18 protein-coding genes and 8 pseudogenes are annotated in these 25,448 nt (G+C 54.0%); 8 read left to right on the top strand and 18 right to left on the bottom strand.

Annotated features, from left to right (window positions below):
• The first annotated feature begins 9 nt into the window (after window positions 1-9).
• The 4 genes and pseudogenes from rsxD to nth all read left to right on the top strand — a co-directional run bounded on the left by rsxD (window position 10) and on the right by nth (window position 3,147).
• Window positions 10-1,061: pseudogene (gene rsxD / locus BCA33_RS18315) on the top strand (electron transport complex subunit RsxD).
• 3 nt (window positions 1,062-1,064) lie between these two features.
• Window positions 1,065-1,765: pseudogene (gene rsxG, locus BCA33_RS18310) on the top strand (electron transport complex subunit RsxG).
• Between the two features lie 2 nt (window positions 1,766-1,767).
• Window positions 1,768-2,481, top strand: coding sequence for an electron transport complex subunit E (locus tag BCA33_RS18305; RefSeq protein ID WP_071268113.1), 714 nt, complete (start codon window positions 1,768-1,770; stop codon window positions 2,479-2,481).
• A 27-nt stretch (window positions 2,482-2,508) separates the two neighbouring features.
• Window positions 2,509-3,147, top strand: coding sequence for an endonuclease III (nth, locus tag BCA33_RS18300; protein WP_071268111.1), 639 nt, complete (start codon window positions 2,509-2,511; stop codon window positions 3,145-3,147).
• Window positions 3,148-3,216: 69 nt separating this feature from the next.
• On the opposite strand, the gene BCA33_RS18295 is transcribed toward nth, so the two are convergent.
• From BCA33_RS18295 to BCA33_RS18215, 18 genes and pseudogenes are all read right to left on the bottom strand, one after another.
• Window positions 3,217-3,789, bottom strand: a complete 573-nt coding sequence (locus tag BCA33_RS18295) for a chalcone isomerase family protein (protein ID WP_071268109.1) — start codon at window positions 3,787-3,789, stop codon at window positions 3,217-3,219.
• 207 nt (window positions 3,790-3,996) lie between these two features.
• Window positions 3,997-5,007, bottom strand: a complete 1,011-nt coding sequence (gene rpoS, locus BCA33_RS18290) for an RNA polymerase sigma factor RpoS (protein ID WP_071268107.1) — start codon at window positions 5,005-5,007, stop codon at window positions 3,997-3,999.
• Window positions 5,008-5,161: 154 nt separating this feature from the next.
• A complete protein-coding gene (locus tag BCA33_RS18285; RefSeq protein WP_254774603.1) occupies window positions 5,162-5,956 on the bottom strand; it encodes a peptidoglycan DD-metalloendopeptidase family protein in 795 nt (264 codons plus the stop codon).
• Between the two features lie 311 nt (window positions 5,957-6,267).
• Window positions 6,268-7,187 (bottom strand): annotated as a pseudogene (locus BCA33_RS18280) (DUF368 domain-containing protein).
• A 74-nt stretch (window positions 7,188-7,261) separates the two neighbouring features.
• Window positions 7,262-7,918: a protein-L-isoaspartate(D-aspartate) O-methyltransferase gene (locus BCA33_RS18275; RefSeq protein ID WP_071268103.1), complete on the bottom strand. Its 657-nt coding sequence runs from the start codon at window positions 7,916-7,918 to the stop codon at window positions 7,262-7,264.
• Window positions 7,915-8,684: pseudogene (surE, locus tag BCA33_RS18270) on the bottom strand (5'/3'-nucleotidase SurE). Before surE ends, BCA33_RS18275 begins: the two are co-directional and overlap by 4 nt.
• 48 nt (window positions 8,685-8,732) lie before the next feature.
• Window positions 8,733-9,074, bottom strand: coding sequence for a hypothetical protein (locus BCA33_RS22370; protein ID WP_254774624.1), 342 nt, complete (start codon window positions 9,072-9,074; stop codon window positions 8,733-8,735).
• A 250-nt stretch (window positions 9,075-9,324) separates the two neighbouring features.
• A pseudogene (truD, locus tag BCA33_RS22365) lies at window positions 9,325-9,713 on the bottom strand (tRNA pseudouridine(13) synthase TruD); the annotation flags it as partial.
• Between the two features lie 113 nt (window positions 9,714-9,826).
• Window positions 9,827-10,306, bottom strand: a complete 480-nt coding sequence (ispF, locus tag BCA33_RS18260) for a 2-C-methyl-D-erythritol 2,4-cyclodiphosphate synthase (protein WP_071268101.1) — start codon at window positions 10,304-10,306, stop codon at window positions 9,827-9,829.
• Window positions 10,307-10,333: 27 nt separating this feature from the next.
• Entirely contained in the window at window positions 10,334-11,035 is a 702-nt protein-coding gene (gene ispD, locus BCA33_RS18255; protein WP_071268099.1) for a 2-C-methyl-D-erythritol 4-phosphate cytidylyltransferase, read from the bottom strand.
• Between the two features lie 150 nt (window positions 11,036-11,185).
• Window positions 11,186-11,458 carry a septum formation initiator family protein gene (locus BCA33_RS18250; RefSeq protein ID WP_071268097.1) on the bottom strand — a complete coding sequence of 91 codons (273 nt, stop codon included), beginning with the start codon at window positions 11,456-11,458 and terminating at the stop codon, window positions 11,186-11,188.
• 158 nt (window positions 11,459-11,616) lie between these two features.
• Window positions 11,617-12,912, bottom strand: a complete 1,296-nt coding sequence (gene eno, locus BCA33_RS18245) for a phosphopyruvate hydratase (protein WP_071268095.1) — start codon at window positions 12,910-12,912, stop codon at window positions 11,617-11,619.
• 194 nt (window positions 12,913-13,106) lie between these two features.
• Window positions 13,107-13,950 (bottom strand): annotated as a pseudogene (gene kdsA / locus BCA33_RS18240) (3-deoxy-8-phosphooctulonate synthase).
• 2 nt (window positions 13,951-13,952) lie between these two features.
• A pseudogene (locus BCA33_RS18235) lies at window positions 13,953-15,580 on the bottom strand (CTP synthase).
• Window positions 15,581-15,792: 212 nt separating this feature from the next.
• The gene (gene tilS, locus BCA33_RS18230) at window positions 15,793-17,007 is read right to left on the bottom strand and encodes a tRNA lysidine(34) synthetase TilS (protein ID WP_254774601.1); all 1,215 of its coding nucleotides are present in this window, start codon (window positions 17,005-17,007) and stop codon (window positions 15,793-15,795) included.
• Complete coding sequence (gene accA, locus BCA33_RS18225) at window positions 16,991-17,944, bottom strand: acetyl-CoA carboxylase carboxyl transferase subunit alpha (protein ID WP_071268093.1); 954 nt, start codon at window positions 17,942-17,944, stop codon at window positions 16,991-16,993. The genes tilS and accA overlap by 17 nt, the downstream gene beginning before the upstream one ends.
• Before the next feature lie 158 nt (window positions 17,945-18,102).
• Window positions 18,103-21,584, bottom strand: a pseudogene (dnaE, locus tag BCA33_RS18220) (DNA polymerase III subunit alpha).
• A gap of 77 nt (window positions 21,585-21,661) precedes the next feature.
• The gene (locus BCA33_RS18215; protein ID WP_139173059.1) at window positions 21,662-22,066 is read right to left on the bottom strand and encodes a TlpA disulfide reductase family protein; all 405 of its coding nucleotides are present in this window, start codon (window positions 22,064-22,066) and stop codon (window positions 21,662-21,664) included.
• 131 nt (window positions 22,067-22,197) lie between these two features.
• On the opposite strand from BCA33_RS18215, the gene arsC reads away from it, so the two are divergent.
• Genes arsC through BCA33_RS18195 form a run of 4 tightly spaced genes read left to right on the top strand, consistent with a single transcriptional unit; the run spans window position 22,198 to window position 25,444 of the window.
• A complete protein-coding gene (gene arsC, locus BCA33_RS18210; RefSeq protein ID WP_071268089.1) occupies window positions 22,198-22,551 on the top strand; it encodes an arsenate reductase (glutaredoxin) in 354 nt (117 codons plus the stop codon).
• A 30-nt stretch (window positions 22,552-22,581) separates the two neighbouring features.
• Window positions 22,582-23,187: an NAD(P)H:quinone oxidoreductase gene (gene wrbA, locus BCA33_RS18205; RefSeq protein WP_071268087.1), complete on the top strand. Its 606-nt coding sequence runs from the start codon at window positions 22,582-22,584 to the stop codon at window positions 23,185-23,187.
• Between the two features lie 53 nt (window positions 23,188-23,240).
• Entirely contained in the window at window positions 23,241-23,600 is a 360-nt protein-coding gene (locus BCA33_RS18200; protein ID WP_071268085.1) for a DUF2069 domain-containing protein, read from the top strand.
• A 29-nt stretch (window positions 23,601-23,629) separates the two neighbouring features.
• Window positions 23,630-25,444, top strand: a complete 1,815-nt coding sequence (locus BCA33_RS18195; protein WP_071268083.1) for a GspE/PulE family protein — start codon at window positions 23,630-23,632, stop codon at window positions 25,442-25,444.
• Window positions 25,445-25,448: the final 4 nt, after the last annotated feature.

Raw genomic sequence — 25,448 nt, 5'->3', positions numbered from 1 at the left:
CAATTCTTCATGGCGTTTGTTCAACAGTCCTCACCCCACGCGCATAAAGCGCGCCCCACATCCAAGGTGATGCTTTGGGTCATACTCGCAACACTGCCCGGCCTGTTGGCGCAGACCCTGTTTTTTGGTTGGGGCAACCTGGTTAATGTTGCCTGGTGTGTTGCTATTGCTCTGGCCTCAGAAGCGGCTATCCTCAAACTGCGCAGCAAACCCGTCGCGGTTGTTCTCAGGGACAATACCGCCGCTGTAACTGGCCTATTGCTGGGGCTTTCCTTGCCGCAGTTTGTGCCCTTTTGGGTGTCGGCGGTGGCGGTTATTTCAGCCATCGTGATTGCCAAGCAGTTGTATGGCGGGTTGGGCTCCAACCCTTTCAACCCAGCATGGTGGGCTACGCACTGGTCCTGATTTCATTCCCGGTTGCCATGACCACCAATTGGGCGGAACCGGCGCTACTCTGGAACAATGCCCCCGGCTTTGGAGATACCCTGGCTGCCATCGCTTCAGGGCAGCAAACTGCGGTTGATGGCTGGACCATGGCCACCCCATTGGACGAATACAAACACAAGATTGCCACCCACACGGCCGCCGAGGTTCTGGCTCACCCCACATTCGGTGAAGGCTTTGCCAAAGGCTGGGAGTGGGTTAATGCTGCATTCCTGGCCGGCGGGCTGGTATTGATTGGCCTGCGTATTATCACTTGGCATATTCCCGCGGCTTTTTTGGGCGGGCTGGTTGTTATGAGCCTGGCATTTGGCAGCAACGCAGATCAGTATGCCCCACTGTCACTCCACCTTTTGGCGGGAGGTACCATGCTTGGCGCCTTCTTTATTGCAACCGATCCCGTGTCTGCCGCCACCAGCCATCAGGGTAAACTGATATACGGGGCTGGGATTGGCGTACTTATTTATCTTATCCGGACCTGGGGTAACTATCCCGATGCCGTGGCGTTCTGCGTGCTGCTCATGAACTTCGCCGTGCCCTTTATTGATCACTACACGCCACCAAGAACCTATGGCCACCACAAAGCTCGTCGTGGGTTGCCCGGCCGAGGCAGGAGCTGAATCATGGCGACTATGACCCAGTCCATTCGTCGCAGTGCCATCGGGCTTGGCCTTTTTGCGATTATTACCGGCGGCACCATTGCTATTACCCAGGCACTGACGGAAGAACGCATCACGGAGCAAGCCGCCAGAGCTGAAGCCAAAGCTTTGTTTGAAATTATTCCTGAAAGCGACCACAACAACGATTTGCTTCGGGACACGATAGCCCTACCTGCAAGTGACCGGCTAGCTACCGAGGGCCCAGTGACGGTCTGGGTAGCGCGTCAAGACGGCAAACCTGTTGGCATGATCATGCCTGCCGTTGCGCCAGATGGATATTCAGGCACTATAAAGCTGCTTGTGGGTATTGATCTTGAAGGTGCTGTTCTAGCGTTCGGGTGATAGGCCACAAGGAAACCCCGGGGCTGGGCGACCGGATCGAAACCCGGAAATCCAACTGGGTTACGGAATTTGAGGGGCGCTCACTGGGCAACCCGGCGCCGCGGGAATGGAACGTCAAAAAGAACGGCGGCGTTTTTGACCAGTTTACCGGTGCTACTATCACCCCCAGGGCCGTTGTAAAAGCGGTACAAAAATCATTGATCTATTTCCGGCAGCACCAGCAGATTATCCAAGCTCAACTGAACAAACCCCCGTCAGGGCATGGCCCTGCGGTTACCCCCGGGGACCTGACAGATGAATCCCTAAGCGTGGAGCAACCCTGAGCATGGCCACTAAGACCTCCGGTGAAATAATTCGTGACGGGCTTTGGGACAACAACCCAGCCCTGGTTCAGGTGCTAGGGCTATGCCCTCTTCTTGCAGTCACCAGTACGGTCGTCAATGCCATTGGCCTGGGGCTCGCAACCCTATTGGTGCTGGTGGGGTCTAATCTGGCGGTTTCGCTGATTCGGAATTTTGTCGCTGAATCTGTGCGCCTGCCCGCGTTCGTGATGATCATTGCCTCGTTTGTAACCTGCGCCGAGTTGCTAATGCAGGCGTACACCTATGAGCTGTATCAAATACTCGGTATTTTCATTCCGCTCATCGTCACCAACTGCGCCATTCTGGGCCGTGCGGATGCCTTCGCCTCGCGCAATGCGCCTGGCCCCGCGTTACTCGATGGGGCCATGATGGGCACTGGGTTCTTGATCGTGCTTGTTATTCTTGGCGGCATGCGAGAGCTGATCGGCCAGGGCACGTTGTTTGTAGATATGCATCTGTTGCTAGGCCCTATGGCAGCGAACTGGGTTGTTGAGCCCTTTGCTAATTACCCAGACATGCTGTTTATGGTATTGCCGCCCGGCGCCTTTGTTGGCTTGGGCTTACTGATTGCCCTGAAAAACGGTATCGACAACCACCTCAAAGAGCGCCAGAAGGCGGCCCAGCCAGTAGCAACGCCCGGTAGCAAGCGTGTGCGAGTGACCGGAAACGTCTCCTAATTCGCGGCCAGAGTCGTAATAAACACCATGAATAAAGCCAAGCGTCTTGAAATATTCTCCCGCTTGCGGGAAGCCAACCCCAACCCGACAACGGAGCTCAACTACAGCGATTCGTTCGAGTTGCTCATTGCGGTTATTCTCTCGGCGCAGGCTACGGATGTAGGCGTCAACAAAGCGACAGACAAGCTCTACCCAGTCGCCAACACCCCAGAGGCTATACTTGCGCTGGGTGTTGACGGCCTGAAGAGCTATATCAAGACCATCGGGCTGTTCAACAGCAAAGCAGAGAACGTTGTAAAGACCTGCCGCATACTGATTGAGAAGCACAACAGCATTGTTCCCGATAACCGTGAAGATCTGGAAGCCCTGCCCGGGGTTGGACGTAAAACTGCTAACGTGGTTTTGAACACCGCGTTTGGGCAACCAGCTATGGCGGTGGATACCCATATTTTCCGGGTATCGAACCGTACCGGTATCGCCCCGGGCAAGAACGTGCTGGAAGTGGAAAGTCGCCTGATGCGGCTGGTGCCCAAAGAGTTTCTGCTAGACGCCCATCACTGGCTTATCCTACATGGACGCTACACATGTATAGCCCGAAAACCCAGGTGTGGTGCATGTATTATTGAGGACTTGTGTGAATTCAAACAGAAAAATGATTACCTGTAAGCGACAGAGTCAGAACCAAAAAAGCCGGCGGTGAGCCGGCTTTTCTATGTGCACCTGAATACCAGGTTATTACTGGCCCAGCATGTCTTCCTTCAGGCTGCTTTGGGCAGGCTCATCAGACAACCAGATACCAAACAGGGCTTTTTTGAACTCAAGGTCACCCACTGTGTCCTTTTGTTCGCCGTTTTTCAGTACCTTAACACCCTCCTCCGGAACATAGACAAGATCAAAAACGTCGCCTTCTTTGATCTCCGCTTTGAACACAGACATAAACTGATCAATATCTGCCTTAACCGAAGACATATCACCACCTGTGGAGGCCTCGAAGCCTTCCATGGTTGCCTCAGTCATTCGATCGCTGGTAATCATGCCAGATGTAATATGCAGGGTAATTGCTTGGGGTTCATCGGCTTCAACTACCACATTACCATCATGCTGTGCCTGCGGGACGTAAAGACTACCAACATACAGATCCATGAAAAATTTGGAGCGAGTGCCCGCGCCATTCAACTGAAGCTCTGTACTGCCTGCAGTATAGGTATCCGGAACGTCGACACCTCCAACGGATAACGCCAAAGCAGGAGCTGAGAGAGTGGCAGCCAGCACCAGAGATGCACAGCCCGTCAAAAATGCCTTTTTCATAGTCCTTTCCTTTTCAGTCATTATTATGAGAGTTCATTCGTCACCAGGTACGAATCCGCGCGACCCCGGCGTTGCTATTCTAACAACGACCTCAGGGTGCGAGGCACAACCTGGTTCTCATTTGCGGGGTTACTTTTACAGAACCACTAAAACACAAAACGCCAGCCATGAGACATGGCCGGCGTTTCAAATGCTGCGTCAGAAAAGCTATTTAAACAGTAGGTTGCCCGTTAATCCTTCTTTTTCCAGTATTTCACGCAAGCGCCGCAGCGCCTCCACCTGAATTTGACGAACCCGCTCCCGGGTCAGGCCAATTTCCTGCCCCACTTCTTCCAACGTGCTAACTGGATAACCTCTGAGCCCAAATCTCCGGGACAGCACTTCCTGCTGTTTTTCGCTGAGCAGGTCTATCCATTTCCCAATACAGGCGCTCATATTGTTGTCCTGCAGCACATCCGCAGGATCAGACGCGCCTTCATCTGCCACGGTATCCAGCAGGGATTTTTCACCGCCGGCGCCTATAGGCGTATCCATGGAGGCAACACGCTCGTTAAGGCCCAGCATGCGCTTCACGTCTTTAACCGGCTTATCCACCATAGTGGCGATTTCTTCCGCAGAAGGCTCATGATCGAGTTTTTGCGTAAGTTCGCGAGCGGCCCGCAGATAAAGGTTCAGCTCCTTTACTACGTGGATAGGCAGCCGGATGGTACGGGTCTGGTTCATAATGGCCCGCTCTATTGTCTGGCGGATCCACCAAGTTGCATAAGTGGAGAACCGAAAGCCGCGCTCCGGGTCAAACTTTTCAACCGCTCTAATCAGCCCCAGGTTGCCCTCCTCAATCAGATCAAGCAACGTAAGCCCACGGTTCACATAGCGACGTGCAATTTTCACAACCAAGCGCAGGTTGCTCTCAATCATTCGTTTACGGCCAGACTCCTCACCCTTGCGCGCCAAACGGGCAAAGTAAACCTCTTCTTCTGGAGTCAGAAGTGGTGAAAAGCCAATTTCATTGAGATAAAGCTGTGTGGCGTCCAGTTGCTTTGAACTGCTGTAATAACGCCCTTTGGGGGGAAATCCTCCATCAACTTCGGCAGCCTCTGGGGCGACCTTGTCGGTTTTTTCTTCTGCTAGCAACTGATCTTCAGAGTCCTCAACATTTATAGAGCCATCAACGTCTGTTATACGATCGATAATCATACTTTCTTGTTCTGCTGACATATCTTTGCCCCGCCTTTCAACAATCCTGGATTTTCGCCCGATACTTCTTTTTATTGCGGGCATTGGTTATTTATTTTCTATTCAGGACTTCTTCAATGGCCCGAGTATTCGCTTAAGCCACCTTTTTTTCTTGTTTGAAACACCGCGCCTATCGCTAGCGTGGTGGCAGATAATGGGCTGGATCGACCGGGTTTCCATTTTTACGGATTTCAAAATGTAACTTAGGCCTTTCTGTACCACTGCTGCCAAGCTCTGCGATAACTTGCCCGGCTTTTACTTTTTCTCCCTCGCCTACCCGGATCTTTCGATTATGAGCGTACGCACTCAGATAATGCTCGTTATGATTCACAATAATTAAATTACCATAACCAAGCAAACCATTGCCGGCGTAGACCACATTTCCATCTGCGGCGGCCCTTACAGCATCCCCGGCTTTTCCCGCAATATCAATGCCTTTGTTGACTTTTCCGGATGCTGAATATCCTGCAATTACAGTGCCAGAGTGCGGCCAGCGCCATGGAATGCTGGCTACTGTCTGTGAGCGAGAGGCTAATGGTGCGGAGGAATCCGGCTTACGAGTGACGGCTGGCTTTCGAGTATTCGCTTGTGTTTGTCTAGCTGGCTTGGCGCGTGACGTCCTGGCGGACGGGTTCGCCGCTGGCCTTGATGTCTTTGCCGTTGCACGGGCACCACTGCCAGATTGTGCAGCGCCACGAACATCTAGCCGAAGCACTTGGCCGGCACGAATCGTCCAAGGCGGAGCCATTCCGTTCGCTCGACCCAGCTCCTGGTAGTCTCGCCCGTAAGTCCAGGCTATGCCATACAGCGTCTCGCCTTGACGCACCACATGACGGCCCCAATATACCGGCGGGTTGTAGATATCGTCCTGGTGAAGCGCCTGGGTGTTGCAGCCACTTATGGCACCAAAAAGAAGCAGCAGTGCGAGCAAAACGGACGAAAACCTAGCCGTTTCAGAAACCCACAAGAGAAGCCGGGCACCGAAGGGGAACCGCGGGGAGGCCGACAACGCGGCTAGAGCTGACCCACGTAGTAATCTCACAGGATTAACACTGCCCGGTTATTAGAGATGTGTATAGGCTCTGTATCTGTTCAAAGAGGATCCTGAAGTTTCAAAAGTAACTCGCTAATTTATTGCATATTTTAAAAACAAATCCAAGTTACTCACCGCTCATCTCTGTTACCCGCCCCATCCTTTGTTACGGGCAGGAACACCCTCATGCCCCAAAAGGTAACACCATCTTATGGGGTGCTATCAGGTACCGACGAGGTCTTCTGCTGGTGGCGTCCACCAAACCACTCAACCAGCAAAACAAGTACAATGCCAGCAAAGGCCATGACCACAGCCAAAGCAATCTGCGGATCCTGACCGGAAATATCTGCAAATGCACCAGGCTGATACTAACCTCACTCAGCGGCACCTGTTCACCTGAGCTGTTGGTTCGCCAACTGAGGGTTTCCTTCCAGGGCCAGACCTTATTCAGTGCGCCAATCATAAAGCCCGTAAGCAGAGCAAGTACAGGGTCGTGATACTTTTGAAATGCCCACGTAATAAGCCGGGCGACGGACAGCAGCCCTACTAAGCAGCCTGCCATGAATAGCAGTAAAAAGCCGATATCAAAGGATTTGATGGCCGCGAGAACAGGTGTGTACATGCCGATAATAACCAGAATGAAACTGCCGGAAATCCCGGGCAATATCATTGCGCATATGGCCACAGCGCCGGCGGCAAAAAATGCCAGTGCAGAGGGGTCAAGCTGGCCAACAGACAAGGTTGTGATCCACCAGGCCGCAGCAATGCCGACAACAAGAGGTATAAGCAGTGTGGCACGGTAGTGCCGTGCTTGACGGCCAATATGCCAAACCGACGCCAGAATGAGCCCGAAGAAAAAACTCCAGATCAAGATGGGATACTCAGCAAGCAAAAAACCGATGGCAGAAGCCAGCGTTGCAATACTGACAAGAATTCCCATCAACAAGGTGCTGAGAAAGGTGCCATCACAGGCTTGCCAAAAGGTTACCAGCCTACCCCGGATTAGATGCCGGACTATGGCACCAGGGACAGCATTAACCGCTTCCAGAAGCCGAAAGTATATACCCGTTATAAACGCGATGGTGCCGCCGGACACTCCGGGGACGATATCCGCCGCGCCCATTGCCATGCCTCTCAAAAACACCGAAGCGGGATGTTGTGTGCGGTCGACGTTTTGCTTATGAGATTCCCGCTGAGTGTCGATCAACGGACAACCCCACCCAGAAGGGGCACAAAGCGAACAGGCTCCAATTCGCGACGCTCAAATTTCTCCCCGTTACGGATTACCTCAACAAGCACCTGATGCTCTTCACCAACCGGTGCAATCAAAACGCCACCATCTGCAAGCTGATCCAGTAGCTCGGTTGGCACCTCCATGGGAGCGGCGGTAACAATAATTCCGTCAAACGGCCCTCTTTCTGGCCACCCCATGCCACCATCCGCATGTTTGAGCATGACATTCCGGATACTCATTTGACGCAGCCGATCCCGGGCGCGATCCTGAAGGGGCTTGATGCGCTCAACACTGTATATTTGATCAAACAGTTGCGATAACACGGCGGTCTGGTAACCAGACCCTGTGCCCAACTCCAGCACCCTGGCGGGCTCATGCCTGAGCAGCAGCTCGGTCATTCGAGCAACGATGTAAGGCTGAGACAAGGTCTGGCCATAACCAATTGGCAGCGACGTGTCCTCGTATGCCCGATGCGACAGTGCTTCATCCAGAAAAATATGGCGCGGTATCTGCCCCATAACTTCCAGCACGCGGTCTGACTCGATGCCCGATTCTTTGAGGCGCTGCACCAAGCGCATACGCGTGCGTCGGGATGTCATCCCTATACCTTGAAGCGCACCACTCACGCACCATCCCCCATGGATGCCTGAAGGGAGTCCACCCAGGCTCTGAGAGACACTAGCGCTTCGTGGCGAGTCATATCAATGTGAACCGGCGTAAGCGAGACGTACCCTTGTGAAACCGCGTGAAAGTCGGTTCCGGGGCCAGCGTCACCGCCTTTCCCGGCAGCGCTATCCAGTAACGCTCCTTACCCCGCGGGCAGGTCATTGGCACGGCACCCTCCGCCCGCTCGCGATCGCCCAGCCGGGTTACGCGAAAACCTGCAAGCTCTTCCCAGGGGATATCTGGCACATTCACATTCAAAATGGAACGTGGCCCTAAAACAAATGGACTCTCGCTTTCGAGAAGCATGCGTACGACCCTGGCTGCAGTGTCGTAATGATTACGCCCCTCGCTTACCAAAGACACGGCAATAGCCGGTAACCCAAGGTGGCGACCTTCGGTTGCAGCCGCTACGGTACCGGAATAGATAATATCGTCACCCAGATTAGCGTGGGTATTGATGCCCGAAACCACCCGATCGAAAGGCTCATCAAACAGCCCGTTAACCGCCAGATGCACACAATCTGTAGGCGTACCGTCGATAGACCGGAAACCATTGGGATGTTTCTCAACCGTTAGTGGGCGGTTAAGCGTCAAGGCATTACTCGCCCCACTGTGATCCCGATCCGGTGCAACCACTTCAAGGTCACCCAAGCCGTTAAGGCCTTCATAGAGGGCGACCAACCCCGGTGAATGAACACCGTCATCGTTTGATAACAGAATACGCAAAGTACTCTCCAGATATTAGCTAGCCACACGATAGCCAACCAAAAACAGCTAGCCGTGTTGTTTGTTATGTTGGCTGAGGCTCATGTCCTCGAGCTCAAAAATATCACCTAAAACCGTGGTGGCGTACTGGCCTGGTTCAAGAAAGAAGTCCAGTTTCAATCCGCCATCATCAAGCCAGATCCAGCTGAGACCTTTTGCCATGGCCACCAACGGGCGACGCTCGGGCTTCATTCGGGTTACCGAAAACAGGCAAGCCAGTTCCGGTGTCTGTGCCACGGTGCCACGCTCTAACTGCTCTGCCTCGTCGCTGGCACTTGTGCCACCATCGCCCCACAGGGGCCAGTCGCGCGCTCCCCGGTTCGCCCGACATGGGTGTCTGCCAGGTGCCATCCGCCACTCGTGACGCGAGAACCTCATTAAACAACCAAGAGCGGGCCGCCGAAAAGTACAATACGTTTTTCCGGTCATCTCTGCCACCGCCCGATTTACCCTTCCCCCGGCCCCCGCGCTTACCCTGCCCGCCACGGCGGTTCAGTGCTGAAGGATCAATATGAACCGCCTGATCAAGATTGCCACCGGCAAAGCCGAAACGCTGAGGGCCAAAGTAATTAGGCGCGCCCTGCATCTTCAAACGTTCAAGCGCGTGTTCAACAGCCTCGCGTTCTGCGCTTACCTGTCGAAGTGTGATCACAAAGTGGTTGCCTGATGATCGCCACGGCGCAATTTTCGTACGCTACGATGGGCCGCTTTTACCGGCCAGCGCTCCAAAATCTGCTCAATCAACGCCGTATCATCGTCCATCATACCGGGACGATAAAGGCTGAACCATTGGCTGGTTACCGCATGGCGATCTTTGAGCCCGCAAAGCCCAACATCAAATGATCTACAGCCCGCGATGGTAGCCAGCTCACGCGCCACAAACTCTGTATTATCACCGGTTTTCTCAATGCGCAAACACAGGTGCTCACCCTCACCGGTAACGTTAATGTCACCGGATGACTCCCCTTGTTCCGGGAATTCATCCAACACCTCACTAACCCTGAAATCTTCCGGCGCAGTTTTCAACTGAACCCGAGCTACCCGCGAACCACCTGATACAGGCCAGTCTAACCGCCAGCTTTTTGCATTAGCCTCGGAATCGCTCACAACGCCACCGGCTCAAGCAAACACACAGCCTGGCAAGCGATACCCTCGCCACGCCCGGTAAAACCCAGCTTCTCGCTAGTGGTCGCTTTTACACTCACACGACTGGCCGGAATGCCTAAATCTTCCGAAATATTCAAGCGCATAGCCTCAATATGTGGCGCCATTTTGGGTGCCTGGGCAATGATTGTCGTATCGACATTCAGAACGCCGAAGCCCTCTTCCGCCACCCGAGCCATAACTCGGCGCAGCAGATCCCTGCTATCCGCTCCAGCCCACTCGTTACTGGTATCCGGAAACAGATGACCAATATCTCCCAGCGCAACCGCACCCAACAGAGCATCCGCCAGAGCGTGCAGCAACACATCACCATCAGAGTGGGCTTTTAAGCCCTGGCTGTAAGGTATGGAAACGCCGCCAAGAATAACGGCCTCGCCTTCGCCGAAGGCATGAACATCAAAGCCCTGACCAATTCGCATAAATAACTCCGGGGAAATCCAGAAAACTCAGAACCGGCTAAGAATAAAGCCAGCAAGATCCAGGTCAGCGGGCACGGTAATCTTGATATTATCCGGCCGACCTTCCACAAGAACCGGCATGTTACCGGAAAACTCCATGGCAGAGGACTCATCCGTAACCGGCAGCCCTTTCTTCAAAGCCGCCTCCAGCGCATCAACCAACATGGAGTAACGAAACATCTGAGGCGTAAGCGCCCGCCAAAGCTGGCGGCGATCCTCTGTTTTGATAACTTCAGGCAAGCGGCCCGTTTCCGCCTTTTTAAGCGTATCTGAAACCGGTGCAGCCAAAAGACCACCCACAGGATGGTCAGACAGTGTTGAAACGAGATTCTCAAGATCGGATGGGTGAATGCAAGGACGAGCCGCATCATGAACCAACACCCAATCATCTGCAGCAACCTGCTCTTCCAGTGCGTGCAGTGCTGAGAGAACAGAATTCGCCCGCTCCGCACCACCGCCGCAGGTCTGAATACGGTCATCTTTAATGGCCTCGGTGTTCAGCCACCAATGATCTGCAACGTTCAACGGAACCATACATCCAGCAAAAAGACCGGAATCCAACAATCGAGATAGCGTGATATCCAGAATAAAGCGTCTATTAATACGAAGGTATTGCTTGGGACACTCGGCCTGCATGCGCTGACCAATGCCAGCGGCGGGGACAATCAACCAGAGTTTTGGAGAGGTCATAGAGTTTTCGCACAATGCTTGGAGAGCGGCGTGTAAGCCTTTTCCGGGAATGTCGGTGGCCAGGGATGGCCTCCGTCAAGCGCACATGGATGTGCTCGTAGCGTTTCCCGGAAAAGGCTTACCCGGCGCTCTGAACTCCAAACCCGGAAATCACTGCTCAACAACAAGAAAAAAGGTCTCGTCGTCGCGAATCAACCCAAGGTTCATCCGAGCCCGTTCTTCCACCGCACCCTGCTCATTGCGAAGGTTTCGCACCTCCGCATACAAGCGCTCATTGCGGGTAGACAGCTCAGCATTCTCCTCACGCTGCTCGGCAATCGACTGCTCCAGTGTCCAGACCTGCGCAAAGCTGCCTTCCCCGACCCACAGGCGCACCTGCAGCAGGAGAATGAGAACAACCATGAAAGCCCAGAGCAACTTCATTATCTATACCGATTCCGTTCAGGAGTTTACCGATCAAAAATTCAACGTCAGGCGTTGAGTATAGACCTTAGAGTAGATTAGCAACAAATTCTTCTAACTGATTGGTAAAAAAGGCCATCGTGAATAAATCTTCATTCAAAACGCGACAGCCTTTAATATCAGCCTTGTCCTTTAATTTCACTCAAACCACGATAAGGCGCCTTACCTTCCAGCATTTCTTCAATACGCAGCAACTGGTTGTACTTGGCAACCCGGTCCGAACGGCAAAGAGAGCCTGTCTTGATCTGGCCGGCACAAGTGGCTACCGCTAGATCCGCTATGGTCGTATCTTCGGTTTCACCAGAGCGATGAGAAATAACCGCCGTAAAGCCGGCATCCTGCGCCATCTTGATGGCATCCAGAGTTTCGCTCAGGCTACCAATTTGGTTGAACTTGATCAGAATGGAATTGCCCACACCCGTATCGATACCACGCTTGAGAATCTTGGTATTGGTGACAAACAGATCATCACCCACCAGCTGTACCTTGCTGCCAATTTTGTCAGTCAGAACCTTCCAGCCGTCCCAGTCGCTCTCATCCATGCCATCTTCTATAGACACAATGGGATAACGCTCGGCCAGGCCAGCCAGGTAATCGGCAAAGCCTGCCGAATCAAAGCTCTTTCCTTCGCCAGCCAATACGTACTGGCCGTCCTTGTAGAATTCAGACGCCGCGCAGTCCAAAGCCAGGGTAATGTCTGTACCAAGCTTGTAACCCGCCTTTTCAACAGCTTCCTTGATAATCGCCAGAGCCGCTTCGTTTGAAGGCAAGTTGGGCGCAAAACCGCCCTCATCACCCACCGCCGTGTTCAGGCCTTGAGCTTTCAGCACTTTCTTCAAGCTGTGGAAGATCTCGGCACCAATGCGCAGAGCTTCTGCAAAGCTCTTGGCAGCAACCGGCTGCACCATGAACTCCTGGATATCCACGTTGTTATCCGCGTGCTCACCACCGTTCAGAATATTCATCATCGGCACAGGCATGCTGAACTTACCAGAGGTGCCGTTGATGTCAGCAATATGTTCGTAAAGCGGCTTACCCAGAGACTCAGCTGCCGCTTTTGCTGCTGCCAGCGACACCGCCAAAATAGCATTCGCACCCAAATTGGCTTTATTCTCTGTGCCATCCAGCTCCAGCATAATGTTATCCAGCCCACGCTGGTCTGCGGCATCTTTACCTTTCAGCGCATCACAGATTTTGCCGTTAATGATCTCAACTGCCTTAAGTACACCCTTACCCAAATAACGGGCCGCATCACCATCGCGCAGCTCCAGCGCTTCGCGAGAGCCTGTAGACGCGCCAGACGGTGCACAAGCGCGGCCAAGGGTTCCATCTTCCAGAATCACGTCTGCTTCTACGGTAGGGTTGCCACGAGAATCCAGAATCTCACGGGCTTTAATATTGGCAATCTTGGTCATTCTAAGGAGTCTCCAAGTGTTCAATTACAAAGGTCATTAAGAAAGTTAGATCAAGAGCAAGCTGGTAGGGCCTTACGAAACTGTGCGAAGCCATGGATGGCGTAGCCAAGCGTACATGGACGTATTCACAGCGTGTTTCGTAAGGCCCTACCAGCTTGCTCGTGCCACCAAGGCTAAAACACAAACACCGCCATTCAGGCGGTGTCGATAGGTTTAAAACTCTTTACAAGATCATCAACGGCTTTCACGCGCTGCAGGAACGGCTCCAACTGGCTTAAGCGAAGCGCACAAGGGCCATCGCATTTGGCTTCATCCGGGTTCGGGTGGGCCTCCAGGAACAATCCCGCCAACCCTGAGACATCCCAGCCAGCGCTAAATCGGTCACCTGGCACGACGGCCACCGGCAGAATCTGCACGACCGCCTGGCATTTGCAGCGAATGGGTCACATCAAACATAACCGGCACATTCATGGACTTCATGATGCCAAAGCCGAGCATGTCGACAACAAGGTTGTTGTACCCGAAGCTACTGCCCCGCTCGCACAAAATTACCCGGTCGTTTCCTGCCTCTGCACACTTGCTAACAATGTGCTTCATTTCCTGCGGCGCCAGAAACTGAGCCTTCTTGATGTTGATCACCGCGCCGGTCTTTGCCATGGCCACAACCAAATCAGTCTGGCGGCTCAAAAATGCGGGTAGCTGGATGATGTCACACACCTCAGCCACAGGCGCTGCCTGTGCTGCTTCATGGACATCTGAAATAATCGGAACACCGTACTTGCTCTTGATATCGGCCAATATCTGCAGGCCTCTGTCCAGTCCCGGTCCCCGGAAGGAGGTCACAGAAGAACGGTTCGCCTTATCGAAAGAGGCTTTGAATACGTAAGGAATGCCCAGCTTACGGCAAACCTCAACGTAGCTTTCAGCCACCTCAAATGCCAGATCCCGGGATTCCAGCACGTTCATACCGCCAAACAGTACAAACGGCTTGTGATTGGCGATATCGATATCTGCAACAGTAACGGTGCTCTGAGCCATAATCAGGATTCCTTACGGTTCGCCAATGCTGCTTCCACAAAGCCCTTGAACAGCGGGTGACCATCGCGAGGCGTAGAGGTAAATTCCGGATGGAACTGGCAAGCTACAAACCACGGGTGATCGGCAACTTCCACAACCTCTACCAACTTACCGTCGGTGGACCGCCCGGAAACCAGCAGACCTGCTGCCTCCAGTTGCGGCAGGAAGTGGTTGTTCACCTCGTAGCGATGACGATGGCGTTCGCGAATGGTTTTTCTGCCATAGCAGTTGGCAATATTTGAGCCTTCGGTAAGCACACAGTCCTGTGCACCCAGGCGCATCGTACCGCCAAGATCAGAAGCGTCGGTGCGCTCTTCGCGCTCACCGGTTGCATCCAGCCACTCTGTAATCAATCCAACCACAGGCTCCGGTGTGTGCTCACGGAACTCAGTACTGTGGGCATCCACCAGGCCGGCCTTGTTACGTGCGTACTCAATAACGGCCACTTGCATGCCCAAACAAATACCAAGGTACGGAACCTTGTTCTCACGAGCGTACTGTACAGTACGGATTTTACCTTCCACGCCGCGTTCGCCAAAGCCACCAGGTACCAAAATAGCATCTGCACTCTCAAGCACCTGAGTGCCATCGCGCTCAATGTCTTCAGAATCAATGTAATTAATCTTGATTTTGGTCCGGGTCTTAATGCCGGCATGAAGCAGGGATTCGATCAGTGACTTGTAGGCCTCAAGCAGCTCCATGTACTTGCCAACCATGGCAATGGTCACTTCGTGCTCTGGGTTCATCAGTGATTCAACGACGTTATCCCATTCACTGAGATCTGCCTCGCGTGCATCAAGGTTGAAGCGCTCAACAACAAGCTGATCCAGACCGTGCTCGTGCAACATCCGTGGAATTGCATAAATGGATTTCGCATCGCGCATGGGGATAACAGCACGCTCTTCCACGTTCGTGAACAGCGCAATTTTTCGGCGTGAGCTAACGTCTACGTCATGATCGGAGCGGCACAGCAAAACATCTGGCTGCAGACCTATGGAGCGCATTTCTTTCACAGAATGCTGGGTCGGCTTGGTTTTGATCTCGCCAGCCGTGGCAATGTAAGGCACCAATGTAAGATGCATGAACAGTGCACGGGTGGAGCCCACCTCAACTTTCAGTTGGCGGCAAGCTCAAGGAACGGCAGGGATTCTATATCGCCAACGGTACCGCCCACCTCAACCAGAGCCACATCGGCACCTGCGGCGCCTTCAACCACACGACGTTTAATCTCGTCAGTGATGTGGGGAATCACCTGCACGGTTCCACCAAGATAATCACCGCGACGCTCTTTGCGGATGACCTCTTCGTATACACGGCCAGTCGTAAAGTTATTGCGACGGCTCATCGGTGTACGGATGAAGCGCTCATAGTGACCAAGGTCGAGGTCGGTTTCAGCACCGTCTTCGGTAACGAAGACTTCGCCGTGCTGGAACGGGCTCATGGTACCTGGGTCCACGTTGATGTACGGGTCCAGCTTGAGCATAGTGACCTTCAGGCCGCGCGCCTCAAGGATCGCAGCCAAGGAGGCCGATGCGATTCCTTTCCCAAGTGAGGACACAACACCGCCGGTGACGAAAATATAACGCGTCATGCAGATTCCATGATTGTCAGGTTCTGTGAAGGAGGGAGATTGTCATCTCAAGATGGGACGCCAGACTACCAGAAAGCCCTCAGCGACTCAATTACAATCCCGCTCTACAATCAGCTGCCAGCCGGCCGCAGGGGCGCTTCCGCAGTATTGTTCAGATCGCCATAAATCGCCAATAGCGATCAGTTCGCGCTCACCCTCCAATCCCCCGAAAATCAGGGTAGGCGGTGCCTTTCCCATGGCGGAATGGCTTGTTCCTGAAGCCATTTTTTTAGTGGTTTAGAGGGGCTTTCTGCACAAAAACGGATACGTTCTCCACCCTGCCTCGTACATATCCGTATTGGCGGCGCGTCCGTTTTCACAGTAGCTGCAGGTGCCAGCTCGACCCTCCACTCGCCCCAGACTATTGACTGGCCCGGCTCAAGCACTACTGGCCCTTCCGGTAAATCAGGTTGCTCAGGCACCAGGTACAGTTCGTTTCGAAAGCGCCGCAGACTGTAACCATGTGCCCGCAATTCAGGAGACCGATCGTCCGCTGCCTGCAATAGATCATGCAGCACCTGCGTCCAGTCGCGAATTGAGGGGGGCCGGTATTCTGCCTGCTGGATCCACCAGCGCAGGAGGTTTTTCTGCTCCGCTTGAGCAAGGGAGTTCAGGCCTGCGACCGGAAGGCGCCGCCTATGCCCTCCCAACATTTGCCACTGCAATTCCGCCAGCCTCTGACTTAAAAAATCGCTCTCCAGACAGGCGCCCATACTGTGCTGAAGGCGGCGATTCAGTCCCGGCCAGCGTTTTTTTACGGCTGGCAGAATGCTAAGGCGAAGAAAGTTGCGATCAAATCGCTGATCTACATTGCTCGGATCTTCAATCCACGAGAGGCCAGCCAACTGTGCGTGGCGTTCGAGCTCTGATCGCTCAAAGCCTAGCAACGGCCGAGCAAGGTAGCCTTTCCCCAGCGGACGACTCTCGGGCATGCCGGCAAGGCCTGCCACGCCGCTGCCACGGAACATTCGAAAAAGAACGGTCTCGGCTTGATCATCTCCATGATGGGCCATCAGCAGAACGTCGCCAGATTCCAGAAGCGCTTCGAACGCACTGTAGCGAGCCTTGCGTGCTGCTTCCTCAAGACCTTCGCTTGGGCCTGCGCCCAGCTGAACCGACACCGGCCGGACAGTTAGAGGCACGCCCAACTCGGTGCACAGGTCGCGGCAGAAGACTTCTGTCTCGCCGGCATTGGCTTGAAGTTGATGATTGATATGCACCGCTTGCACGTCTGAATGGTAAAGCGCGGTGAGGTGTAGAAGGAGGGTAGAATCCAGGCCGCCACTGAGGGCAACCCAGAGCCGCCGGTAGCCAGAAACGGCCTTCACCGACGTGCTCAAAGCCTCCGGAAAAACGTACCCGGAGGCGGGCTTAGCGCCCGGTGTCATAGCGGGTTAACCGCTCATACCGCCGAGATACCAACTCATCCAGAGGTAAACGGCTAAGCTCTGCCATACCGTTGGCTAAGGTTTCACGCAGAGCTTCGGCCGTTTTTTCAGGGTTCCGATGGGCTCCACCAAGGGGCTCAGTAATAACATTATCAGCCAACCCCAAAGCCTTAAGCCGATCAGCAGTCACCCCCATAGCTTCTGCAGCCAAAGAGGCATACTCGGCACTTTTCCAGAGAATGGACGCACAACCTTCCGGCGATATAACCGCATAGGTGGAATACTGCAGCATATTCAGCTGATCGCAAACGCCAATGGCCAATGCACCGCCAGAACCACCCTCACCGATTACGGTTGAAATAATGGGTGTTTTGAGCCGAGACATAACAGCCAGGTTGAACGCAATAGCCTCACTCTGGCCTCGCTCTTCAGCACCTATGCCAGGATAGGCGCCTGGAGTGTCTATAAACGTAAGAATGGGCATTCTGAAGCGTTCCGCCATTTCCATCAGGCGCAAGGCTTTGCGGTAACCTTCAGGGCGCGGCATACCAAAGTTGCGCTTCACTTTCTCCCGCACTTCCCGGCCCTTCTGGTGGCCGATAACCATCACAGGCTTGTCATTCAGCCGAGCTGTACCACCCACAATGGCTTGGTCGTCTGCATAGCGCCGGTCGCCGTGGAGCTCATCGAAATCTTCAAAGATCATATCGATGTAATCAAAGGTATAAGGCCGACGCGGGTGCCGCGCGAGGCGGGCGACATCCCAAGGGTGCAGGTCAGAGAATATGCTCTCCGTCAGGCTGACGCTTTTCTTTTTCAGCCGTGTAATTTCATCAGAAATATTAATGTCTGTGTCGTTGCCCACCATACGAAGCTCTTCAATTTTGGCTTCAAGGTCGGCAATCGGCTGTTCAAAATCCAGATAGTTAGGGTTCATGATGTTCCATCATTTTATCGCCAGGCGGGACAACGCGCCGCCAGTACAGAATTTGTAACAAAGATAGCAGTGCCCGGGTCATGGCTAAAGCGGACATTGGTATGAGTCCGCAATCTGACAAAAATTTAACCTTCCGTGCAATTCTTTGCCTTACTCACTCAATCATAGACCAGTTCTACGCACTGGTCGCCCACCAGGTGCTTCAACTCCAACAATAGATTGTCGTCCGGCTGCACACGCCAGGCTTCTCCCAGCTCGATTCGCGTGCTGGCTTCGGGGCTGCTGTATTCGATCCAGACCGGGCTACCTTCACAACGAAATGGCCGCAGCGTGCTATCGATTTTATCCAGCAGACCGTTCTGCAGCTGGTCCGCCTGAAGGTTCAACTTCAAGCCCCGACTAAACTGCTTGCGAGCACTGGCACATCCATTACGGAGTTAACGCGCATTTTCATCTGGCCAGAATAATCATCGTGGCTCACCTGGCCTTCAACCACAATCACTTGATCTGATTGCAATAGTTCCCGGTGTTCAAAAAAAGCCTCGGAAAACAACGTAGCTTCAATTCGCGCGCTACGATCATCCAGGGTAATAAAGCACATGGTTGAACCTGTGCGGGTTTTCATGGTTCGCTGCGCAATCACCAGCCCCGCCACCCGTTGCGGTGATTTATTGGGCTTGAGATCGGCAATGGATGAGCGCACAAAGCGCCGGACTTCCCGCTCGTACTCGTCGAACGGGTGCCCTGTGAGGTAGAGGCCAAGGGTATCTTTTTCACCCTTCAGGCGTTGCTTTTCAGGCCATTCCCGCACATCGGCCACATCTGCATACGGGTCGCCTCCATCACTGGCTTCGAGCATTTCCCCGAACATATCCATCATACCCACGGATTCGTTGCGGGATTGCTGATCCGCCTGCTGCACCGCTTTCGGAACGCTAGCCATAAGCTGTGCGCGACTGGCGCCAAGCTTATCCATGGCGCCAGAACGGATAATGGCCTCCATAGCACGTTTGTTGATTTTTTTGAGATCTACCTTGCGGCAGAAGTCGAATATGTCCAGATAGGGTTCGCCGTCGGCCCTGCCATCTACAATGGCCTGAATAGGCCCTTCTCCCAACCCTTTGATGGCACCAAGACCATAAACAACCTGACCTTCATCGTTAACGGTGAAGGTATATTCCGAACGGCTTACATCTGGCAGCACCAAGTCCAGCTTGAGGTTGCGGCACTCCTCAACCAGCGTGACTACTTTATCCGTGTTCTGCATATCTGCAGTCAGTACTGCAGCCATGAACTCGGCCGTGTAGTGGGCCTTCAGCCACAGGGTCTGATAAGACACCAACGCGTAGGCCGCAGAGTGGGATTTGTTGAAGCCGTAGCCGGCAAACTTCTCAACCAAATCAAAAATGTTTTCCGCGAGGGTCTTATTGATGCCATTACCTTTGCAACCATCTAGGAAAAACTGCTTCTGCTTTGCCATCTCCTCGGGTTTTTTCTTACCCATGGCGCGGCGCAGCATGTCGGCGTTACCCAGGGAGTAGCCGGCCATTACCTGAGCAATCTGCATAACCTGCTCTTGGTAAAGGATGACCCCGTAGGTGGGCTCCAGAACTGGCTTCAGGCCTTCGTATTGGTAATCCGGATGCGGGAACGACATCGGCTGCTTGCCGTGCTTACGGTCGATAAAGTCGTCAACCATGCCCGATTGCAGCGGTCCAGGCCGAAACAACGCTACCAGTGCGATCATATCTTCAAGGGAATCTGGCTGGAGCCGACGGATCAAATCCTTCATGCCGCGGGATTCCAGCTGGAATACGGCAGTGGTCTCGGCCTTTTTCAGCATCTCGAATGAGCGGGCATCTACGAGAGGAATCTCGTTTATATCCAGCGGTGCCAAGCCACGGCCTTCCCGCCGTGGGTTAATCATCTTCAAGGCCCAATCGATGATGGTCAGTGTTCGCAGACCCAGAAAGTCGAACTTAACCAACCCGGCTTCTTCCACATCGTTCTTGTCGAACTGGGTCACCAAGCTGCCGCCTTCATCATCACAGTACAGCGGCGAGAAGTCGGTGATCTTGGTGGGCGCGATCACTACACCACCAGCGTGTTTGCCGGCGTTCCGGCACACACCTTCAAGCTTGAGCGCCATTTCCCAGATTTCCTGGGCCTCTTCATCCTGCTCCAGAAACTCTTTAAGCGCGGGCTCTTGCTCAACGGCATTGACCAGGGTCATGCCCACTTCGAAGGGAATCATTTTAGACAATTTGTCTGCAAGGCCATAGGACTTGCCCTGAACCCGGGCAACGTCCCGCACCACCGCCTTGGCGGCCATGGTTCCAAAGGTAATAATCTGAGAAACCGCTTCCCGACCGTACTTCTCAGCCACGTAGGCAATAACGCGATCCCGGCCCTCCATACAAAAATCGACGTCGAAGTCGGGCATGGATACCCGCTCAGGGTTCAGGAAGCGCTCGAACAGCAAATCGTATTGCAGCGGATCCAAATCAGTAATCAGCTGGGCATAAGCCACCAGAGAACCGGCACCAGAACCACGGCCTGGCCCCACCGGCACACCGTTATTTTTGGCCCACTTAATGAAGTCCATCACGATCAGGAAGTAGCCAGGGAACCCCATCTGGATGATGATATCCAGCTCGAAATTCAGCCGCTTATAGTAGGCTTCGCGCTTGCTGTCGTATTCGGGGTCGTCCTTGGGGAGGGTTTTGGCCAGGCGATCTTCCAGCCCTTCCTCCGAGACCTGGCGAAAGTAATCGTCCATGGTCATGCCTTCGGGCACCGGGTAATTAGGCAGAAAGTACTCGCCCATACGCACGGTCACCGAGCAGCGTCTCGCTATCTCCAGGGTATTCTCAATAGCTTCAGGAATATCACTGAACAATTCGATCATTTCCTCCGCACTGCGGAGGTATTGTTGATCGCTGAAGCGTCGATCACGGCGTGGATCGTCTAGCGCCCGGCTTTCACCAATGCAGACCCGGGCCTCATGGGCCTCGAAGTCGTCGGCTTCCAGAAAGTGTACGTCGTTCGTTGCGACAACAGGGAGCCCGAGTTTTTCCGCCAGCTCAACGCTCATGTGCAAGCAGTCTTCATCACCTGGCCGGCCAGTTCGCTGCAGCTCCAGATAATAAGACCCCGGGTAAAGGTTCATCCAATACTCAGCTCGCGCTTTTGCAAGCATTGGCTTGTCAGCCAGCAACGCTTTGCACACATCACCCATTTTGGCGCCAGACATGGCAATAAGGCCGCCAGCCCTGCTCTCCAGCCATTCGCGCTGAATAATCGGCTTGCCGTAGCGCTGTCCCTGGGTATACCCAAGTGAAATAATTTCTGTGAGATTGAGATAGCCCTGATTATCCCGCGCCAGTAGCGTGAGGCGGAACGGATTCTCAGGTTCGTCGGGGTTCTCCAACCAAAGATCCGCACCTATGACGGGCTTCACACCTGCACCGGTTGTCGCTTTATAAAACCGAACCAGGGAGCACATATTGGACTGTTCTGTAAGCCCGACGGCGGGCATGCCCAGCTCTACAACGCGCTTGACCAGCGGCTTGACCCGAACAAGGCCGTCCACCATGGAGTGTTCGGAGTGCACGCGAAGGTGTACAAAAGTCTGCGACATAACGTCAGCTGGTTCCTGCATGTATATTCATTGGAAAATCTGAAAATGAGTGCTTGCTAAAAAAACGCCTGCGGCATTCAGCCGCCAATCAATGCGCGTATATCTTCTTCCGTCTGGGGACCAAAGCGGGCTTCCAGAAGATTTCCATCGGGGTTCACAATGAACGTTGCCGGCAGGGCAACCGGGAGTTTCCAGTCAAATTCAGGGCCAGGGTCTTGTGCGAGCATGGTGAACTCAATACCCATACGCTTGCCCAGATCCACCAGAGCCTCGCCCTTTACATCGTCAAAATTTACCCCAAGAACGGTAATGTCCGGTGACTTGTCCAGCTCATTCAGTTCCGGAATTTCTTCCAGGCAGGGCTTGCACCATTCAGCCCAATAGTTAACCAATACCCACTGGCCGCGCAGATCGTTCCACGCCAGTTTCGGGCCTTCCGCCCTTTCCAGCTCAACTTTTTGACAGCCCGCCAGTAAAGCCATAAAAATCAGCGCTACTATAACGACTGCCCGCCGGGGTAACCGGCGGATGACAGGGTTCTGCAAGGGAAAACCTCCTGTTAGACTGCTCGCCACAAACAATTGCAGCTCCATTTCAACAAACAGGCACGAACATGACAGAACCCATCCAAATTTTCCACAACCCCCGCTGTTCAAAATCTCGTCAGGCGCTTGAGCTGCTTTCAGAACAGGGTATTGAGCCGGAGATTATACGCTACCTGGAAACACCTCCGACAGAGCAGGAACTTTCCGATATTCTTGTGGCGCTCAACTACCAGCCCCGCGAACTGATGCGCACCGGCGAAAACGAATTCAAGGAACTTGGCCTGGACAACCCAGATCTGAGCCGCGAACAACTCATTGCTGCTATGGTAGCAAACCCGAAACTGATTGAACGGCCAATTGTACTTGCCAATGGCAAAGCTGCCGTGGGCCGGCCACCGGAAAACATTCTCACGATTCTTTAATTGTACGACCGCCGACTAAAGGAAGCCAAAGTGTCTGAGCAACTGCCTTATATTCTGATCCTCTACTACAGCCGCAACGGGCAGACTGCGGAACTGGCAAGCCAGATAGGCCGGGGTGTCGCAAGGGTGGCGGGGATTGAGGCTAAGCTGCGTTCCGTTCCCGTGGTCTCACCCGATACTGAAGCCACGCTGGCACAGGTTCCGGATGCGGGCGCTCCATACGCCAGTAAGTCCGACCTCGCCAACTGCGCAGGCTTGGCTATCGGCAGCCCTACACGGTTCGGCAATATGGCAGCGCCGCTCAAACACTTTTTGGACACCACGGGTGATCTCTGGCTCAGCGGGGCCCTCGTTGGCAAGCCCGCGGGCGCGTTTACCTCAACTGGAAGCCTGCACGGAGGCCAGGAAATCACGCTGCTCACCATGATGATGCCACTGCTTCACCATGGCATGGTGTTGTGTGGCCTACCCTATACAGATAAAAACCTCAGCGAGACGACAACAGGGGGTACGCCTTATGGCCCCACTCACTGGGCCGGCACCGCTGAGCAGCAGCCCCTGAGCAAGCATGAAAAAGCACTTTGCCAGCTCTTTGGCGAGCGCCTCGCAAACCTGGCGCTCAAATTGGCAGACTGACACCAACACAGCCGCGCAACGTAAAGCACTTTATACTTTTCGGGAATCCGACCATGCTCCATAACCACAAAGCCCGGCACACTGCGCGGGCAACCCAATTTCTTTATCTGACAGTACTGGCAACCCTGTTGCTTACAACCTTTTACCCTGCACCGGTTGAAGGGGTTTCCATAGCGTTGATTCTATCGGTCAAGCTAATCCCACTGCTGGCATTGGTGCTACCCGTGTTCCGTGGCAACAACCGCGGCTATATCTGGTTAGCCTTTGTCGTGATTTTTTACTTCACCCAAGCAGTGGTTTCCTCATGGCTTAGTCAGGGTGCGCCTGGCCCGGTTATCCTCATGACACTGACCTTCCTGTTATTCACCATGGCGCTGATTCATCTGAAAGTGAACCGGCCGGTTACAGGCTGACATGTTTCAATACCGGAAAGTGACACCCTATGCCCGATTCCATTAAAACAGAGCGTTCATCAAGGCCACCTGTGCCGCTACGAAGCACTCTGACCCTGCGGGATATCTGCACGGCGCTGGTCGGCGACGGCGAAATCAGCCAAGAAAACGCAGAGCGGGTTCTTTCTGCCAACCTCGGCGCCGCCAGCAACCAGACAGCAAAGCGTCACCCTCTCGAACTGGTTGCTATTGCAGCGCTCACGAGTGACCAAAGCGGTAAAACCCTGGATATCGAACGGCTGACCCAATGGCTAGCCTACTGGGCAGACCAGCCCTACTACCACATTGATCCTTTGAAAATAGATACGCCTGCGATTGCCCGGGTCATGTCTTACGCATTTGCACAAAGGCACGGCATTCTGGCGGTCGAGATAGGGCCCGACGAAATTCTGGTAGCCAGTGCCGAACCCTTCAAAAGTGACTGGGAGGGCAACTTGCGCCAGGCGGTGCGCAAGGATATCCGCCGGGTAGTGGCTAATCCCGAAGATATCCGCCGCTACTGCGTCGAGTTTTATCAGCTGGCAAACTCTGTCAGTAAGGCCAGCGGCGGCCAGGCCCTGGGCAACAACGCCGGCCACCAGAATCTGGAGCAACTGCTGGACCTGGGTGCCAGTGACAGCCCGGATGCAAACGACCAGCATGTTGTACGCATCGTCGACTGGCTACTACAGTACGCGTTTGATCAGCGCGCATCGGACATTCACATTGAACCAAGACGCACGCTGACCCACATCCGCTTTCGCATTGATGGCGTATTGCACAGCGTTTACGAGTTCCCTGAGCATGTGGGCATGGCCATTACCAGCCGGCTCAAAATTCTGGGGCGGTTGAACGTCGCTGAAAAACGCAGGCCCCAGGATGGCCGCCTGAAAACCCGCAAACCCGACAACAGTGAAGTGGAGCTGCGCCTGGCCACCATGCCGACCGCGTTCGGGGAAAAAATGGTGATGCGGATATTTGATCCGGATGTGCTACTAAAATCCTACGAACAGCTGGGTTTCAGCCGCGAAGACCGGGAGCGCTGGCAGGAGGCAACCTCAAAGCCCCACGGAATTGTGCTGGTAACCGGCCCCACGGGCTCGGGCAAAACCACCACTTTGTATTCCACCCTGAAACAGATCGCATCTACCGAGCTGAACGTTTGTACCATCGAAGACCCCATCGAGATGGTTGAGCCGGCGTTCAACCAAATGCAGGTTCAGACCAATATTGATCTGACCTTTGCCGGCGGCGTCCGGGCCCTTCTGCGGCAGGACCCGGACATCATTATGATTGGTGAAATCCGCGACCTGGAAACCGCCGAAATGGCGGTACAGGCAGCGCTGACCGGGCACCTGGTACTCTCAACACTGCACACAAACGACGCCCCAAGCGCCCTTACCCGAATGATGGAGCTGGGCATCCCGCCCTACCTGATTCGCGCCACCGTGCTAGGGGTTATGGCACAACGCTTGGTTAGAACTCTGTGCCCACACTGCAAAGCCCCGACTCCCGTTGACATCCAGGCTTGGGAAACCCTGACCAAGCCCTGGAAAGCTCCGCCGCCAAAACAGTTCCATAAACCCGTGGGCTGCCTGGAATGTCGCAATACCGGCTACCTTGGCCGTGCGGGAGTGTATGAAATCATGACGCTTTCGGGTGCACTGACAAGCCAGATTACTGACCACTGCGAGCTGGAACAGCTGCGGCTGGACGCCTACCGGGAAGGCATGAAATCACTGCGTTTAAGCGGCGCCCAGAAAGTGGCCAGTGGCCTGACTACCGTTGAAGAAATACTCAGGGTTACGCCGGCAAGCCAACGCTGACAGC

It is taken from the genome of Marinobacter sp. AC-23, assembly GCF_001858325.1.
Taxonomy (GTDB): Bacteria; Pseudomonadota; Gammaproteobacteria; order Pseudomonadales; family Oleiphilaceae; genus Marinobacter.
The sequence above is the reverse complement of the archived record's forward strand: the minus strand, read 5'-3'. Positions and strand labels throughout refer to the sequence as shown.